Origin of the sequence: Streptacidiphilus sp. MAP12-16, assembly GCF_041262165.1 — a bacterium.
Classification (GTDB): Bacteria; Actinomycetota; Actinomycetes; order Streptomycetales; family Streptomycetaceae; genus Streptacidiphilus.
The window spans coordinates 93593-109556 of record NZ_JBGCBY010000025.1; the positions used below are offsets into that span (position 1 = coordinate 93593).

Sequence of the window (15964 nt, forward strand, 5' to 3'; positions counted from 1 at the left end):
CCGTGTCGGTTCGAGACCTCTGCGATACCTGATCGAAACCTCTGGACGCCCGGGCGGCCCGGCTGGTAATGCGCGCAGGAATGTGGCGAAAGAGGCAATTTCCGGCGCGCGAGGCCGCCGGTTTATGCCCCTACCGGGCAGTAACTATTTGTGTGAACCTCCGCACGCCACCCCTGTTCTACGCGCGTCACCCTGGTTGACCATCCAAGGAACCTGCGGTCCCCCGGTAGAGTGAGAGGGGCGTCACCGGACTCCCCCTCGGGACCGGGGCGCCCCCGCCCCCCGCACCAGACATCACCGGGAGTACCCGTGGCACGCGTCGTTGTCGACGTCATGCTCAAGCCGGAGATCCTCGACCCCCAGGGCCAGGCGGTGCAGCGCGCGCTGCCGCGCCTCGGCTTCGCCGGGATCGCGGACGTCCGCCAGGGCAAGCGCTTCGAGCTGGAGCTGGAGGGGCCGGTCGACGAGGCCGCCCTCGCCCGCATCCGCGAGGCCGCCGAGACCTTCCTCGCCAACACCGTCATCGAGGACTTCACCGTGAGGGTGGAGGCCGAGAAGTGACCGCACGCATCGGCGTCGTCACCTTCCCCGGCTCGCTCGACGACCGCGACGCGCAGCGCGCCGTCCGTCTGGCCGGCGCCGAGCCGGTCGCCCTCTGGCACCGCGACAAGGACCTGCACCAGGTCGACGCCGTCGTGCTGCCCGGAGGCTTCTCCTACGGCGACTACCTGCGCTGCGGAGCGATCTCCCGCTTCTCCCCGGTGATGGACACCATCATCGAGCAGGCCAAGGCGGGCCTGCCGGTGCTCGGGATCTGCAACGGCTTCCAGGTGCTCTGCGAGTCGCACCTGCTGCCCGGAGCGCTCACCCGCAACGACAGCCTGCACTTCGTCTGCCGCGACCAGAAGCTGCGCATCGAGAACGCGCAGACTGCCTGGACCAGCTCCTACGAGCAGGGCCAGGAGATCACCGTCCCGCTGAAGAACGGCGAGGGCCGCTTCGTCGCCGACGAGCGCACCCTCGACGCGCTGGAGGCGGAGGGCCGCGTCGTGGCCCGCTACCTGGACGTCAACCCCAACGGCTCGTACCGGGACATCGCCGGCATCAGCAACGCCGCGGGGAACGTCGTCGGCCTGATGCCGCACCCCGAGCACGCGGTCGAGCCGCTGACCGGGCCCGGCACCGAGGGCCTGGCCTTCTTCACCTCGATCCTCAAGCAGCTGGTGAGCGCCTGATGTCGATCAAGAACCTCGACACCGTCAAGCACGCGACCGGTACTCCCGACGTCGAGCAGCCCTGGGTCGAACTGGGTCTCAAGGCTGACGAGTACGCGCGTATCCGCGAGATCCTCGGCCGCCGTCCCACCGGTGCCGAGCTGGCCATGTACTCGGTCATGTGGTCGGAGCACTGCTCGTACAAATCGAGCAAGGTCCACCTCAAGCAGTTCGGCGAGAAGAAGCCGGCTGTCGGAACGCCGGGGACGGACGCCATGCTCGTCGGCATCGGCGAGAACGCCGGCGTCGTCGACGTCGGCCAGGGCTACGCGGTCACCTTCAAGATCGAGTCGCACAACCACCCCTCGTACATCGAGCCCTACCAGGGTGCGGCCACCGGCATCGGCGGCATCGTCCGCGACATCCTCGCCATGGGCGCCCGGCCCGTCGCCGTGATGGACCCGCTGCGCTTCGGCGCCCCGGACCACCCCGACACCCGGCGGGTGCTGCCCGGGATCGTCGCGGGCATCGGCGGCTACGGCAACTGCCTGGGCCTGCCCAACATCGGCGGCGAGGTCGTCTTCGACTCGTGCTACCAGGGCAACCCGCTGGTCAACGCGCTGTGCGTGGGCGTGATGAAGCACGAGGACATCCATCTCGCGCAAGCGTCCGGCGCCGGCAACAAGGTCATCCTCTACGGTGCCCGCACCGGCGGCGACGGCATCGGCGGCGTGTCCGTCCTGGCGTCCGAAACCTTTGCTGACGGCGGCCCGACCAAGCGCCCCGCAGTGCAGGTCGGCGACCCCTTCCAGGAGAAGCTGCTGATCGAGTGCACCCTGGAGATCTTCAAGGAGAAGCTGGTCCTGGGCATCCAGGACCTCGGCGGAGCCGGCCTCTCCTGCGCCACCAGCGAGCTGGCGAGCGCCGGTTCCGGCGGTATGCACATCGAGCTGGACACCGTCCCGCTGCGCGACGCGACCCTCTCGCCCGAGGAAATCCTCATGAGCGAGTCGCAGGAGCGCATGTGCGCCATCGTCGAGCCCGGCAAGGTCGACCGCTTCCTGGAGATCTGCGAGAAGTGGGACGTCATCGCCACCGTCATCGGTGAAGTGACCGATGGTGAGCGGCTGGAGATCTTCTGGCACGGCGAGCAGATCGTGGACGTGCCGCCGCGCAGCGTCGCCCACGACGGCCCGACCTACCAGCGCCCCTTCGCCCGCCCCTCCTGGCAGGACGCGCTGCAGGCCGACGCGCCCACCGCTGAGCGGCTCAAGCGCCCGGCGAGCGGTGACGAACTGCGGGCCGCCGTACTGCAGTTGGTCGGTTCGCCGAACCAGGCCGACAAGTCCTGGATCACCTCGCAGTACGACCGCTACGTGCTCGGCAACACAGTGCTGGCCACCCCTGAGGACTCCGGCATGGTCCGCATCGACGAGGACACCAACCTCGGTGTCGCCATCGCCACGGACGGCAACGGCCGCTTCGCGAAGCTCGACCCCTACACCGGCGCGCAGCTCGCTCTGGCCGAGGCCTACCGCAACGTCGCCGCGACCGGCGCCAAGCCGCTCGCGGTCTCCGACTGCCTCAACTTCGGTTCCCCCGAGGACCCGGACGTGATGTGGCAGTTCGCCGAGGCCACTCGCGGTCTCGCCGACGCCTGCCAGATCCTGGGCACCCCGGTGACCGGTGGCAACGTCTCCCTCTACAACCAGACCGGCGATGTCGCCATCCACCCGACGCCGGTCGTCGCGGTCCTCGGCGTCATCGACGACGTGAACCGGCGCACGCCGATCGGGTTCGCGGAGGAGGGCCAGCTGGTCTACCTCCTCGGCGACACGGCGGACGAGCTCGGCGGCTCGGCCTGGAGCCAGGTCGCGCACGACCACCTGGGCGGTCTGCCGCCGAAGCTGGACCTGGAGCGGGAGCGGCTGCTCGGCGAGATCCTGATCGCTGCCTCCCGCGACGGCATGATCGACGCGGCGCACGACCTCTCCGACGGCGGCCTGATCCAGGCGGTGACCGAGAGCTCGCTGCGCGGCGGGCAGGGCGTCCGGCTGGTGGTCCCCGCGGACCTCGACCCGTTCGTGTTCCTGTTCAGCGAGTCGGCGGGCCGCGCCATCGTCTCCGTCCCGCGCAGCGAGGAGTTGCGCTTCACCGAGATGTGCGGCGTCCGGGGCCTCCCCGCCACCCGCATCGGCGTGGTGGACGGCGACACCGTCGAGGTCCAGGGCCAGTTCACGCTGTCCCTGGCCGAGCTCCGCGACGCCCACACCGGCGTCATCGAGTCGCTCCTCGGCTGAGCCCGCTCAGCCCTGCGGCGCCACCCAGCGCCGCTGTTCCGCTGCCCCCGCCGACCACGTGGCCGCCGGGGGCAGCGGCGTTCACAGCCGGGCGGATCCCGTCTGACGGGTTGTCAGTACCGATGGACGGCGACACCGCCGGTAACCGAGAACCGCCTCACCCGGGACCGCTGCGAGATCCCTGCTTGTGTGCGATAACTTCCAGGACGTGACCGACGACGCAGCCGCTGACGCCCTCGCGCTCTTCCAGGAGCACCGGTCCGTGCTGTTCGGCATCTCCTACCGAATGCTGGGCAGCGCCGCCGACGCCGAGGACATCCTTCAGGACGCCTGGCTGACCTGGAGCAAGGTGGAGCTGGCGACGGTCGCCGAGCCCCGTGCCTACCTGGCCCGCACGGTCACCAACCTGTCGCTCAACCGGCTGCGTTCGGCCGCCGTGCAACGGGAGTCCTATGTCGGACCGTGGCTGCCGGAGCCGCTGGTGACCGGGCCCGACGCCAGCGGCGAGGTCGAGCAGGCCGAGGCGATCTCCCTGGCCATGCTGGTCGTGCTGGAGTCCCTCTCCCCGCTCGAACGTGCGGTGTTCATCCTCAAGGAGGTCTTCGGCTTTCCCTTCGCCGAGATCGCCGGGATGCTCGACCGCACCGAGGCGTCCGTACGCCAGGTCGGCCACCGCGCCCGGTCGCAGGTCCAGGCCCGCCGTCCCCGGTACGAGGCCCCGGCCGGGGTGCGCCGGCAGGTCACCGACGAATTCCTGGCGGCCTGCGTCGGCGGCGACCTCAACCGGATGATGGAGATGCTCGCCCCCGACGTCACGGTGTGGAGCGACGGTGGCGGCAAGATCCGCGCGGCACTGCGGCCCATCGTCGGCGCAGACAAGGCAGCCCGCTGGATTCTCGGCGTCCTGGCGACACCGCTGCCCGACCTGGCCGTCCACTCGGTGGACGTCAACGGCCAGCCGGGCCTGCTGGTCACCTCCGGCCGCGTGCCCGACAGCGTGTTCGTCCTGGAGCTGGACGAGACCGGCATCACCGGCCTGCGCCTCGTCCGCAACCCCGACAAGCTCCGGCAGGTCACCGCGCCCTGAGGCGGCGCAGGCGTGAGACCGCGACGCCCGCCAGGCACAGCGCGCCGCCGAGCAGGGCCAGTCCGGAGGGGACCTCGCCGAGCATCAGCCAGCCCAGCAGGATCGAGATCGGCGGCACCAGGTACGTGGTCACGCCCAGCCGCCCGGCGCTGGTGCGGGCCAGCGCGTACGCCCAGGTGGTGAACGCCACGGCGGTGGGCAGCGCACCGAGGTAGACCGCCCAGGCCAGCGCGGAGGCATGGGCGTGCGCCGTCTCGTGGACCAGCGCCGGGGCGAAGGGCAGGCAGGCGACCGCGCCGACGGTGCAGGCCAGCCAGGTGACCTGGAGCGCCGACACCCGTACCAGCAATGGCTTCTGGATCACCACCGCACTGGCGTACGCCAGTGCCGCGACAAAGCAGAGCAGCGCGGCCCAACCCACCGAGCCGCCGCCCCTGGACGAGGACAGGCCGATCACGAGCAGGCCGCCGAAGGACAGCGCCATCCCCAGCAGCAGCGCCCGCGGGAAGCCCTCCCGCAGCACCACCCCGGCGATCAGCGCGATCAGGATCGGACCCACGCCGACCAGCATCGCCGCCGTCCCCGCGTCCACCAGCCGCTCGGCGGCGTTCAGCCCCACGTTGTAGATGCCGAACCACAGCACCCCGCAGGCGAAGATGCCCGGCAGGTCCCGCCGCGCCGGGAACGGCTCGCGCCGGACGCCGACCATCACACCCAGCACCAGGCTGCCGACCAGCAGTCGCGCCAGCGCCAGCGGCCCGGGCTGGAACGCGTGCCCGGCGGCCCGGATGCCGACGAACGCCGACGCCCACAGCACCACCGTCACCCCGGCCGCGACCGAGGCCAGCAAGGTCGTCTGCGAGGTCGCGCCGGCGGAGCCGGGAGCGGCTGGGGTATCGGTCGGCGCGGCGGCTCGTTCAGTGGTCACCCCAGCAGCGTCGCCGCCGGAAAGCCCTGGCCACAAGCGCTTATCGTGCCTACTCTCGCTGACATGCCGCCAGCAGCCCGCCGTCCCCGCGCCCGCAGCTACGATCCGGCGCGGACCCGCGCCGCGCTCGCCGCGCAGGCGGAGGTACTGCGCACGGCCGTCCACCGCCTGTGTGCGAACGCAGACGCCGAGGCGCTGCTCGCCGCGCCGACCCGGCTGGGAGCATGGCGGATCCGCGAGCTGGTCGCCCACCTGGGCAGCGTCTTCGACTCCGTGTCGCAGAACCTCGGTCTGCCGGCCGAGGGCGAGCTGCTGTCACCTACCGGCTGGGTGTCCGCCACTCGCACCGCCGCCCCTGCCATCGCGACCTACGCCCAGCAGCAGGCCGAGCAGGCGTTCGGCGGCACGCCGGCCCAGGTGGCGGCGGCCCTGGACACCGCCGTCGACCGGACCCTGAAGATCCTCGCCGAGGCCGGCGACTACGCCCCCGAGCTGCGCATCCCGAACCGCTTCGGGCCGATGCTGTTCACCGACTACCTGGTCACCCGCCTGGTCGAGACCGTCGTGCACGGCGACGACCTCGCCGCCGCCCTGGGAATCGAGGCATTCCCGCACGAGCGTCAGGCCCTCGCGGCGACCACCCGCCTGCTCGCCGACGCGCTCGCCGAGCAGGCCCCCGGCGGCGCCGTCGAGCTGCGCATCCCTCCGTTCGCCGTGGTCCAGTGCGTGGCCGGGCCACGGCACACCCGGGGCACGCCGCCCAACGTCGTCGAGACCGCGCCGCTGCCCTGGATCCGGCTGGCGACCGGCCGGACCAGCTGGGCGCAGGCCACCGGCCAGGACGGGGAAGTGGCGGAACTCACGGCCAGCGGCGAGCGCAGCGATCTTTCGTCGCTACTCCCCGTGATGGGCTGAGCCGTTTCGGCGCGGGTCTACGCGCGTCCGCTGCGTGGTCTGTGACCAGCGGTTGTCCCCCGTTCGGCTGGTTGCCTCCGGCTGCCCTAGACTTGGTCTCGTGCCACGCGGTGACGGACGACTCAGCCATGACCTCCTTCCCGGCGAGAAGGGCCCCCAGGACGCCTGCGGTGTCTTCGGTGTCTGGGCCCCCGGTGAAGAGGTCGCCAAGCTCACCTATTTCGGGCTGTACGCCCTGCAGCACCGCGGACAGGAGTCCGCGGGCATCGCAGTGAGCAACGGCTCCCAGATCCTGGTCTACAAGGACATGGGCCTGGTCTCGCAGGTCTTCGACGAGACATCCCTCGGCTCGCTGCTCGGCCACATCGCCGTCGGCCACGCGAGGTACTCCACCACCGGGTCCTCCACCTGGGAGAACGCCCAGCCGACCTTCCGGGCCACCGCGCAGGGCTCCATCGCGCTCGGCCACAACGGCAACCTGGTGAACACCGCCGAGCTGGCCGAGATGGTCGCCGAGCTGCCCGGTGACCAGCACGTCTCCCGCTCCGGGCGGTCCGCGGTCACCAACGACACCGACCTGGTGACGGCGCTGCTCGCCGGCTATCCGGACCTGTCGATAGAGGAGACCGCGCGGAAGATCCTGCCCAAGGTCAAGGGCGCGTTCTCGCTGGTCTTCATGGACGAGCAGACCCTCTACGCGGCCCGCGACCCGCAGGGCATCCGCCCGCTGGTCCTCGGCCGACTGGAGCGCGGCTGGGTCATCGCCTCGGAGACCGCCGCCCTGGACATCGTCGGCGCGTCCTTCATCCGCGAGGTCGAGCCCGGCGAGCTGATCGCCGTGGACGAGAACGGCCTGCGGACCTCGCGTTTCGCCGAGTCGAAGCCCAAGGGCTGCGTCTTCGAGTACGTGTACCTGGCCCGCCCCGACACCACCATCGCCGGGCGGAACGTCCACCTGTCGCGGGTGGAGATGGGCCGCCGCCTCGCCAAGGAGGCCCCCGCCGACGCCGACCTGGTGATAGCGACTCCGGAGTCCGGCACCCCGGCCGCCATCGGCTACGCCGAGGCCAGCGGCATCCCCTACGGTTCGGGCCTGGTGAAGAACGCCTACGTCGGGCGCACCTTCATCCAGCCCAACCAGACCATCCGGCAGCTGGGCATCCGGCTCAAGCTCAACCCGCTGAAGGACGTCATTCGGGGCAAGCGCCTGGTTGTCGTGGACGACTCGATCGTGCGCGGCAACACCCAGCGCGCCCTGGTCCGGATGCTGCGCGAGGCCGGAGCGGCCGAGGTCCACATCCGGATCTCCTCGCCGCCGATCAAGTGGCCCTGCTTCTTCGGCATCGACTTCGCGACGCGTGCCGAACTGATAGCGAACGGCCTGACGGTGGAGGAGATCGGAGCCTCGCTGGGCGCCGACTCGCTCGCCTTCATCTCCACCGAGGGCATGGTCGAGGCCACCGACCAGCCCAAGGAGCGGCTGTGCTGTGCCTGCTTCGACGGTGAGTACCCGATGGAGCTGCCCGACCCGCAGCTGCTCGGCAAGCACTTGCTGGAGGCGGAGATCGCCTCGGCCGGGCAGCCCCCGGCGGTACGCGGAGGCGGCAAGAACCGCTCCGACGCCGACGGTGTGCAGTCCCTGCTCGGCGGTATCGGCGCCGCCGACGCCCTGCGCCGCCCCTGAGCCGTCGCCGAGGCGTCGCTGCGGCGTCACGGCGGCCTCACCGAGCCGAGCCGTCCCAGAGTCACCACACCTTTGAAAGGGCCGTTCTCGTGAGCGACCAGACCACCCCCGGTACGACGGCCGGCGCCACCTACGCCGCCGCAGGCGTCTCCATCGAGGCCGGAGACCTCGCCGTCGAGCTGATGAAGCAGTGGGTCGGCAAGGCCACCCGTCCGGAGGTGGTCGGCGGCCTCGGCGGCTTCGCCGGGTTGTTCGACGCCAGCGCGCTCAAGCGCTACCAGCGGCCCCTGCTGGCCTCCGCTACGGACGGCGTGGGCACCAAGGTCGCGCTCGCCGCGGCCATGGACAAGCACGACACCATCGGCCACGACCTGGTCGGCATGGTCGTCGACGACCTGGTCGTCTGCGGCGCGGAGCCGCTGTTCATGACCGACTACATCTGCGTCGGCAAGGTCCACCCGGAGCGGGTCGCGCAGATCGTCAAGGGCATCGCCGAGGGCTGCGTCCTGGCCGGCTGCGCGCTGGTCGGCGGCGAGACCGCCGAGCACCCCGGGCTGCTCGGCCCGGACGAGTACGACGTGGCGGGCGCGGGCACCGGCGTGGTCGAGGCCGACGCGCTGCTCGGCGCGGAGCGGGTCAGGGCCGGCGACGTGGTCATCGCCATGGCCGCCTCCGGTCTGCACTCCAACGGCTACTCACTGGTCCGGCACGTGCTGCTGAACCAGGCCGGCTGGAAGCTCGACCGGCCGGTCGAGGAGTTTGGCCGGACCCTCGGTGAGGAACTGCTGGAGCCGACCAGGATCTACTCCCTGGACTGCCTGGCACTGGCCCGCGCCACCGAGATCCACGCCTTCTCCCACGTCACCGGTGGCGGCCTCGCGGCGAACCTGGCCCGGGTCATCCCGGACGGGCTGCACGCCCGCCTGGACCGCGGCACCTGGACCCCGCTGCCGGTCTTCCAGACGGTGGCCCAGGTCGGTCGCATGGAGACGCTGGAGATCGAGAAGACCCTGAACATGGGCATCGGCATGGTCGCCGTGGTCCCGCCGGAGTCCGTCGATGCCGTGCTGGCCGTCCTGGAGGACCGCGAAGTCGAGGCCTGGCTGCTCGGCGACATCGTCGAGCGCGGCGGCGAGTGGGGCGGCAGCGGCGGCGCGGCCCTGTACGGCAGCTACGCGTAGCGATGGCGGCGGGGTGCGGCCGGGTGACGGCCGCTCCCCGGCGTCTTGCGACCGGGCGTGTCCCGACCGGACCTCATCGGGCCGGACCTCCTCGGGAGGCGAGGACTTCGTCGGGAGACGCCGAAGGGCCGACCCGGGTGCTCCCGGTATCGGCTCTTCGGCTCGACGTAAAGGCAAGAGGTCAGGCGTGTTTACGGGCGTGGCCCGCAGCCTCGTTCTCTTCTTCGTCATCCTCGCCGTTGTACAGCTGTGCGTACGAGGCGTACGGATCGTCGTCGTCCTCGTCGTCATCGAGCGGCTCCGGATTGACCGGTTCCCTCGGTGACGATGCGCCCAGCTCGTTGGCCAGGCGTGACGGGTCGAAACCGCCGCCGTTGTACTTCAGCTGGCGGGCGACCTTTGTCTGCTTGGCCTTGGCCCGGCCGCGCCCCATGGCTCGACCCCCTCAACGACGGGGCTCATGGCCCCGAGTCTTGACACGCGTTCATGATGAGGAACGACCCCTCGCCGGAGTGAGAGGGTCGGTCCTTAGAGCAATAACGGTACCTGCTTCCAGCGCCGTACGGTACGCCGCCCGTACGACATGCTGCATCCGGATCCCGGTTGTGACCATATCGATGCAGGTCACATGGGTAATGGGTGGCTTTCGCAGGAGTCGTCCCGGAGCGCCGGAAGGGGCCGCTCCGGGACGATTGTCCCCCGTCCGGGCAGCGGATATGCCCCGGATGGGTCCATGAGGTGAGAACGACGTTCCTGTTAGCCGGTCCGGTCAGCGGGCGTGCGGCCGGTCAGCCGCGCCGGCTACCCGGGATCAGGATCGAGCGCAGCCGGCCGACGTCGGCCATCCGGCGCTCGGCGAGCCGGTCGGCCGCGACGGCCGGAGGCACGCCGTCCGCCTGGGCCCGGGCGAAGATCTCCAGCGTGGTGTCGAAGATCTTCGCGGCCTTGGCCTTGGCCCGCTCGAAGACGAAGCCGCCGATCTCGTCCGCCACCTGGATCACGCCACCGGCGTTCACCACGTAGTCGGGCGCGTAGAGGACGCCCCGGTCGGCAAGGTCCTTCTCGACGCCGGGGTGGGCCAGCTGGTTGTTGGCCGCGCCGCAGACGACGGCGGCGGTGAGCACCGGAACGGTGGCGTCGTTGAGGGCGCCACCGAGCGCGCAGGGGGCGTAGACGTCCAGGTTCGCCCGGATGAGGGCCTCGGCGTCGGCGACCACCTCCACGCCCGGGTGAGCGGCGCGCACACGGTTGACGGCCTCCTCGCGGACGTCCGTCACGACGACCTGCGCGCCCTCCTCCACCAGGTGCTGGACCAGGTAGTGGCCGACCTTGCCGATGCCGGCGACGCCGACCCGACGGCCCGCCAGCGAGGGGTCGCCCCAGCGGTGCTGAGCGGAGGCGCGCATAGCCTGGAACACACCGAAGGCGGTCAGCACGGAGGAGTCCCCGGCACCGCCGTGCTCGGGCGAGCGACCGGTGACGTAGTCGCACTCGCGGGCGACGACGTCCATGTCGGCCACATAGGTGCCGACGTCGCAGGCGGTGACGTAGCGGCCGCCCAGGGACTGCACGAAGCGTCCGTAGGCACGCAGCAGGGCCTCGGTCTTGATCTTCGCGGGATCCCCGATGATCACGGCCTTGCCGCCGCCGAGGTCCAGTCCGGCCAGGGCGTTCTTGTAGGACATGCCGCGCGCCAGGTTCAGCGCGTCCTGCACGGCCTCCTCCTCGGAGGCGTACGCGTGGAACCGGGTGCCGCCGAGGGCGGGGCCCAGGGCGGTCGAGTGGATGGCGATGACGGCCTTCAGGCCGCTGTCGCGATCGTGGCACAGGACGACCTGCTCGTGGCTGTCGCCGGGGGCCGCGTCGGACTCCGAAGCGAAGATCCGGTGCAGTACGCCGGAACGTTCACTGACATCGGTCACGGTGGTGACTCCATTGTCATTGTCGAATTGCGTCCGCTGCTGTGGTGCGGACGTGGTACCTGAAGCCTAGGACTCCGTGCGGCGGCGCCGGAAGCGGGCTCCGGATCGGGCTGTCCGGTGCGGAGCCCGCGCTTCCGGGCCGCACGGGGCGGGCGCCGTGCGACGATGCGAGACGTGCCTACGTTGCGGACCTCGGTGCGACCTCCCTACGCCGCCTACTTGCGTGTGTACGAGCCGCTGGCTGCCTTCCGGGAGCCCGAGCGGTCGTACTGGCAGGGCTATGCCGCCGCGCGGCGCGGGCCCGACGGGCTGGCTGGGGCCACGGCGCTGGAGGAGGCCCAGCGGCGGTTGGCGGACTTGATCGCGGTGCCGCCGATGGCCGTCCCCGAGCAGGAGAGCCGGGACGCCTTCGTGCACGAGGCGGACGGGGTGACCTACCTCTGCCCGTGGCGGACCAGGCTGCGCAGCTGGCTGGCCCTGGAGGGGCTCCAGGAGCTGCTGCCGCGCCCTCTGCTGGACGCCGTGGTGCCGCCGCTGGTGCGGGAGCAGGCGGAGGCGGACTGGGAGCGCTGGCGGGCGCAGAACCCGGACGGGCGGCCGTGGATCCTCACCAGCACCTGGAACGTGCCGGTGCGCTGGTTCCTGCTGTTCGGGGCGGAGGAACGGGAGTTCGCACCCGGACAGCTGGAGCAAGGGGTCGCACCGGAGCAGTCGGGGGGCGCGAAGCGCCGTACCGCGCCGGTGCTGCGCTACCGGACGCCGATGGCGCAGGCCCGGCGCCGGGTCGCTCGCGGCTATCGCGTGCTCAGGGAGAGCCTGGACGAGGGGCCGCTGGTGGCCGGCGTCGAGGAAGTCGGCCGCTGGCTGGAGGAGTTCCACCCGCGCTCGATGGTGGAGTTGGACTACGGCGGCCTGGTGCACGCCATCCCCCAGGAGGGGCTGGCGGACGATCACTCGGTGCAGGAGGTCGCGGAGGGGATCGCGGCGCTGCGCGACGGGGACGGCGTGCGGGCTGGGCGCTCGTACCGGGCCGTCACGGAGCGCTGGCACCGGGTCCAGGAACTGCAGTACGCGAACTGAGGTCGCCTCCGACCCGGCGGTCTCCGACGGCTGGTTCGGCCGGTCGGCCCCGGTGCATCAAGGGCGTACCCGGCGGGGTCAGGCGGGGGTCAGGCGGGCGCCTGGGATGCCTGTGGCAGCCGTTGGCGGCGCCTGTGGTGGTGCCGTGGAGATCTGGTGGAGACCCTGTGGTGATCTGCTGGCGGACTTCCGCCACGACAGTTCACGCCAAGGCTGGACCAGACCAGTGTCAGAGCCGCATGGCATCCTTCCCTCATACGTCGCACGAGGGCTTATCTCCCGCCCACATAGGACCAAAGTCCTGGATCGGGTCAATACCCCACGAACGTGACGTGACTCACCGTTGACGCGAAGTACTCTCAGGGTGTCAAAATAGGACAACCAGCCTCACCGTAGGTCGTTGCGCCCGCATCCGCGGGGATCTACGGAGGATCGAGAGACTTCGCGGGGGGAGCGGGGGGTCTGGGCATGCCATGACCGATCGTCACTCTGGGGTGACTGTCCGCTATGGCATGGTCCATGGCCATCCGTCGAGCTTGAACCCGCAGGGGTCAATTCCGACGGTTTGGCCGTTGGAGCTGGACGGATGGTGTAGTTGTAGTGCCGAGGACAAGCCGTTCGTCCTATTACCGACTTGGTCGGCATGCGCCATTTCGGGCATCGCAGACCAAGGTGCAGAATTTGAAGGAAAGAACCGCGTTGGTTCGGTTCTCCCGAGGAGGCCGCTCATGACCGCTCGTACCCCTGATGCCGAACCGCTGCTGACGCCGGCTGAGGTTGCCACCATGTTCCGCGTTGACCCGAAGACGGTCACTCGCTGGGCCAAGGCTGGCAAGCTCACGTCGATCCGTACGCTCGGTGGGCACCGTCGTTACCGCGAGGCCGAGGTGCGTGCCCTGCTCGCAGGCATTCCTCAGCAGCGCAGCGAAGCCTGAAACGCTTCGCGAACTGAGCCTTTCCCTCCGTTTCCTGCGTCGGTAGTCCCCAGCGACGGGCACTTCCGATCGGCACGCAGTATTCGAGGATCTTGAAAAGCATGAAGCCGCACCGAACTCCGCCGGGTTCGGTGCGGCTTCATGTGTATGTCGACTCTCGGTCAGGCAAGGCTCATCTCGGCCATTGTCGAGTCGCTGGGCGGAGGCAGGGAATGGTGTGCAATTTTACATATAAAATGAACAGCCTCGCGAGACTGGGCAATATGAGGCTGTCTCGAGAAAATATAAGTGACCCCCGTCACAGTTGTGGCGGCGGAGCAGCGAGGGGCCCAAGCGAGGGGCCCAGCAGACCGGTGCAAACAGATCAGCCCCGAATCCACTGGGATTCGGGGCTGATCGACGCGACCTCGACGGGACTTGAACCCGCGACCTCCACCTTGACAGGGTGGCGAGCTAACCAACTGCTCCACGAGGCCATATCGCGTGATCGTGCTTCGCGACTCTCAGACTGTACTCCATTCCGGGGGGCCGGGTCGAACCGCCGTCCGGCCCCACCTGCCGACAGTGCGCAGGTGAGCGCGGTCGCCGGCGGCGAGGTCGGTCGGCTGCGGTGCGCTGGTTCAGGAGCTCGCGCCCAGGAGGGTACCGGCGAGGTAGGTGACCGCCATCGCGATCGCGCCTCCGGCGACGTTGCGCACTACGGCGGGCCGCGCCGGTGCGCGGCCGAGGCGGGCGCTGCCCCACCCGCAGAGCGTCAGCGCCAACAGGACGGACACCACGGTGACGTACAGCCGCACCGAGGCCGGCAGCAGCACCATGGCGAGCAGCGGCAGCAGCGCGCCGACTGTGAAGGAGAGGAAGCTCGCCAGGGCGGCGTGCCAGGGGTTGCTGAGTCCCTCGGGGTCGATGCCGAGTTCGGTCTCGGCGTGCGCGGCGAGGGCGTCGCGGGCGGTGAGCTGCACGGCGACCTCCCGGGCGAGCTCGGGAGTGAGGCCCTTCTGCTCGTAGAGTCCGGCGAGCTCGGCGAGTTCGGCGTCCGGCGTGTGCGCCAACTCACTCCGCTCCAGGTCGAGTGCGGCCCGCTCGGAGTCGCGCTGGGTGCTGACGGACACATACTCACCCGCGGCCATGGACAGCGATCCCGCGAGCAGTCCGGCCAGCCCGGCGGTGAGCAGCGCCTGCGCCGAGCCACTCGCCCCCGCGACGCCGACGACGAGTCCGGCAGTGGACACCACCCCGTCGTTCGCCCCGAGCACCCCCGCACGGAGCCAGTTCAGCCTGCTGCTCAGGTCGTCGTGGTGGGGTTCACCGGGCCCGGGCCCGGGCCCCGCGGTGCTCTCGTCACTGGTCACCACAGGAGTCTGCCCCGGAATGCGCGGTCCGCTACGGCGACGCGACCGCCCGTTCGAGCCGCGCGGGGAAGGCGCCCGAGCCCGGTCGCTCCCCAGGTCGTCAGCGCGAGGGTGGGTCAGTTCCAGGCGGCGGTGTCGGTCCGGGGAGGCAGCTCAGGGGTGAAGGCTTCCAGCGAGGCACGCCGGAACCGGCGGCGCGCCGTCCGCAGGCCGAGTGCCGCCTCGGACAGTCTGGGAGCGAGGGCGCCGAGAGCGCTGCCGAGCAGCGCGGAGCCGATCAGCAGGCCGAGGCGAACCGCGTCGGGACTGCCGTCCCAGCTCACTACGCCCCGGTGGTGCACGACGAAGCCGTCCAGGAACAACCAGAAGACGAGCCCCACCACACCGCCGGCCGCCGGGCGGACGCGGAGGCCCAGGGCCAGGGCGCAGGCGCACAGCGGGACCAGCGCCGAGGCGGGGGTGCGGGCCGCGCCGACCGCTGTGACCAGCAGCGTGCTCACGGTCGCGACACCGGTCGCGGCGACCAGGGCCATCGGCGCGCCGAGGCGGCGCCGCGGCCGGGGCGGAGCCTGACGCGGGGGGAGGACAAGCAGCTCATTCATGGGGGCACCTCCGGATCGCGATCCCGTAGGCCGTAGGGGCACCCGCTCGACCGAGCGGAGACGGGGTCCGGACGGGGTCCCGACATTGAAACGGGCAGCCGTCATGGAAACGACCCGGAAGGCAGCGCATTGACGCGTCCTTGACGGCGACCCGCCGGATCCTGATGTGCTGTTGACGGGTCGGCCCTGGATGACCGGACGGCCCTGTGCCGAGGGCGAGGTCAACCGGTACGCGCCGGCGCAGGTAGCCATGCGCGCGGGCGGACATGCGCGAGGTGCGCGCCCGCCAGGGGCACGCACCTCGGTCACCACGTCGCGACGAGTCAGTTGTGGCCGAACCGCTTCTGCCGTCCCTTGTGTGCCATGGCCATGGGGCTGTCCTGCGGCTGCATGTGCTCGGCCGGCAGCTCCATCGACGGGTTCTTGGCCTGGTCCGCGCCGTGCTCAGCCACGCCGCGCGGCTTCTGCTTCTTGCGATCGTGGTTCTTGACCTTGGTCATGATCGTGCCTCCTGCGAAATCCTTGGACGCATAGACGTCACACCCGCTCGGTTGGCGAGCGCTCACAACACAGTCTCAGGCAGTGAGTTGGGCCGCATTTCGTAGCGTCACCGAGAGTCATACCGGCCGGTCAGCCGACCCGTCCGGATGGGTCCGCCCGCGCGGTGGCGGTCGAAAACCGAGCGCGTCGGCGTCGGTGCGTCTGCTACCTTCGCCGGCATGAAGCGCGCTGCCATGACGACGACGCCGGAGAGTGTCCCGGCG

15 protein-coding genes and 1 tRNA gene are annotated in these 15964 nt (G+C 70.7%); 9 read left to right on the forward strand and 7 right to left on the reverse strand.

The window, feature by feature from the left end; genetic code table 11:
• The first annotated feature begins 309 nt into the window (after nucleotides 1–309).
• From purS to ABIA33_RS28310, 4 genes are all read left to right on the forward strand, one after another.
• A complete protein-coding gene (purS, locus tag ABIA33_RS28295) occupies nucleotides 310–561 on the forward strand; it encodes a phosphoribosylformylglycinamidine synthase subunit PurS (protein WP_370085476.1) in 252 nt (83 codons plus the stop codon).
• Nucleotides 558–1235 (forward strand): phosphoribosylformylglycinamidine synthase subunit PurQ, encoded by a 678-nt coding sequence (purQ, locus tag ABIA33_RS28300; RefSeq protein ID WP_370085477.1) that lies wholly within the window; start codon nucleotides 558–560, stop codon nucleotides 1233–1235. The genes purS and purQ overlap by 4 nt, the downstream gene beginning before the upstream one ends.
• Nucleotides 1235–3514: a phosphoribosylformylglycinamidine synthase subunit PurL gene (gene purL, locus ABIA33_RS28305; RefSeq protein WP_370085478.1), complete on the forward strand. Its 2280-nt coding sequence runs from the start codon at nucleotides 1235–1237 to the stop codon at nucleotides 3512–3514. Before purQ ends, purL begins: the two co-directional genes overlap by 1 nt.
• 208 nt (nucleotides 3515–3722) lie before the next feature.
• Nucleotides 3723–4601: an RNA polymerase sigma-70 factor gene (locus ABIA33_RS28310; RefSeq protein WP_370085479.1), complete on the forward strand. Its 879-nt coding sequence runs from the start codon at nucleotides 3723–3725 to the stop codon at nucleotides 4599–4601.
• Here ABIA33_RS28310 and ABIA33_RS28315 read toward each other — a convergent pair.
• Nucleotides 4588–5451, reverse strand: a complete 864-nt coding sequence (locus ABIA33_RS28315) for a DMT family transporter (RefSeq protein WP_370085502.1) — start codon at nucleotides 5449–5451, stop codon at nucleotides 4588–4590. The genes ABIA33_RS28310 and ABIA33_RS28315 overlap by 14 nt on opposite strands.
• Before the next feature lie 141 nt (nucleotides 5452–5592).
• Between ABIA33_RS28315 and ABIA33_RS28320 the strand changes: the two genes are divergently transcribed.
• The 3 genes from ABIA33_RS28320 (at nucleotide 5593) to purM (ending at nucleotide 9309) form a co-directional block, all read left to right on the forward strand.
• Complete coding sequence (locus ABIA33_RS28320; protein ID WP_370085480.1) at nucleotides 5593–6444, forward strand: sterol carrier family protein; 852 nt, start codon at nucleotides 5593–5595, stop codon at nucleotides 6442–6444.
• A 100-nt stretch (nucleotides 6445–6544) separates the two neighbouring features.
• A complete protein-coding gene (gene purF / locus ABIA33_RS28325) occupies nucleotides 6545–8128 on the forward strand; it encodes an amidophosphoribosyltransferase (protein ID WP_370085481.1) in 1584 nt (527 codons plus the stop codon).
• Nucleotides 8129–8217: 89 nt separating this feature from the next.
• The gene (gene purM / locus ABIA33_RS28330; RefSeq protein WP_370085482.1) at nucleotides 8218–9309 is read left to right on the forward strand and encodes a phosphoribosylformylglycinamidine cyclo-ligase; all 1092 of its coding nucleotides are present in this window, start codon (nucleotides 8218–8220) and stop codon (nucleotides 9307–9309) included.
• Nucleotides 9310–9490: 181 nt separating this feature from the next.
• Here the strand turns inward: purM and ABIA33_RS28335 are convergent, their stop codons facing one another.
• Nucleotides 9491–9742 carry a DUF3073 domain-containing protein gene (locus ABIA33_RS28335; protein ID WP_370085483.1) on the reverse strand — a complete coding sequence of 84 codons (252 nt, stop codon included), beginning with the start codon at nucleotides 9740–9742 and terminating at the stop codon, nucleotides 9491–9493.
• A 355-nt stretch (nucleotides 9743–10097) separates the two neighbouring features.
• Nucleotides 10098–11231, reverse strand: a complete 1134-nt coding sequence (locus ABIA33_RS28340) for a Glu/Leu/Phe/Val dehydrogenase dimerization domain-containing protein (RefSeq protein ID WP_370085484.1) — start codon at nucleotides 11229–11231, stop codon at nucleotides 10098–10100.
• 165 nt (nucleotides 11232–11396) lie between these two features.
• Here ABIA33_RS28340 and ABIA33_RS28345 point away from each other — a divergent pair, with 165 nt between their 5' ends.
• Both ABIA33_RS28345 and bldC read left to right on the forward strand, forming a co-directional pair.
• A complete protein-coding gene (locus tag ABIA33_RS28345; protein ID WP_370085485.1) occupies nucleotides 11397–12311 on the forward strand; it encodes a hypothetical protein in 915 nt (304 codons plus the stop codon).
• Between the two features lie 728 nt (nucleotides 12312–13039).
• Nucleotides 13040–13246: a developmental transcriptional regulator BldC gene (gene bldC, locus ABIA33_RS28350; protein WP_003949541.1), complete on the forward strand. Its 207-nt coding sequence runs from the start codon at nucleotides 13040–13042 to the stop codon at nucleotides 13244–13246.
• Nucleotides 13247–13648: 402 nt separating this feature from the next.
• Here bldC and ABIA33_RS28355 read toward each other — a convergent pair.
• From ABIA33_RS28355 to ABIA33_RS28370, 4 genes are all read right to left on the reverse strand, one after another.
• Nucleotides 13649–13722: transfer RNA gene (locus tag ABIA33_RS28355), tRNA-Asp, on the reverse strand.
• Between the two features lie 144 nt (nucleotides 13723–13866).
• Nucleotides 13867–14598: a VIT family protein gene (locus tag ABIA33_RS28360; protein WP_370085487.1), complete on the reverse strand. Its 732-nt coding sequence runs from the start codon at nucleotides 14596–14598 to the stop codon at nucleotides 13867–13869.
• A gap of 116 nt (nucleotides 14599–14714) precedes the next feature.
• Complete coding sequence (locus tag ABIA33_RS28365) at nucleotides 14715–15200, reverse strand: hypothetical protein (RefSeq protein ID WP_370085488.1); 486 nt, start codon at nucleotides 15198–15200, stop codon at nucleotides 14715–14717.
• 323 nt (nucleotides 15201–15523) lie between these two features.
• Entirely contained in the window at nucleotides 15524–15700 is a 177-nt protein-coding gene (locus ABIA33_RS28370) for a hypothetical protein (RefSeq protein WP_370085489.1), read from the reverse strand.
• Nucleotides 15701–15964 lie beyond the last annotated feature (264 nt).

Coding starts and splice junctions, on each gene's coding strand:
- ABIA33_RS28345 (WP_370085485.1), top strand. CDS start 11,397: ATGCGAGACGTGCCTACGTTGCGGACCTCGGTGCGACCTCCCTACGCC.
- purL (WP_370085478.1), top strand. CDS start 1,235: ATGTCGATCAAGAACCTCGACACCGTCAAGCACGCGACCGGTACTCCC.
- ABIA33_RS28370 (WP_370085489.1), bottom strand. CDS start 15,700: ATGACCAAGGTCAAGAACCACGATCGCAAGAAGCAGAAGCCGCGCGGC.
- ABIA33_RS28320 (WP_370085480.1), top strand. CDS start 5,593: ATGCCGCCAGCAGCCCGCCGTCCCCGCGCCCGCAGCTACGATCCGGCG.
- ABIA33_RS28365 (WP_370085488.1), bottom strand. CDS start 15,200: ATGAATGAGCTGCTTGTCCTCCCCCCGCGTCAGGCTCCGCCCCGGCCG.
- bldC (WP_003949541.1), top strand. CDS start 13,040: ATGACCGCTCGTACCCCTGATGCCGAACCGCTGCTGACGCCGGCTGAG.
- ABIA33_RS28335 (WP_370085483.1), bottom strand. CDS start 9,742: ATGGGGCGCGGCCGGGCCAAGGCCAAGCAGACAAAGGTCGCCCGCCAG.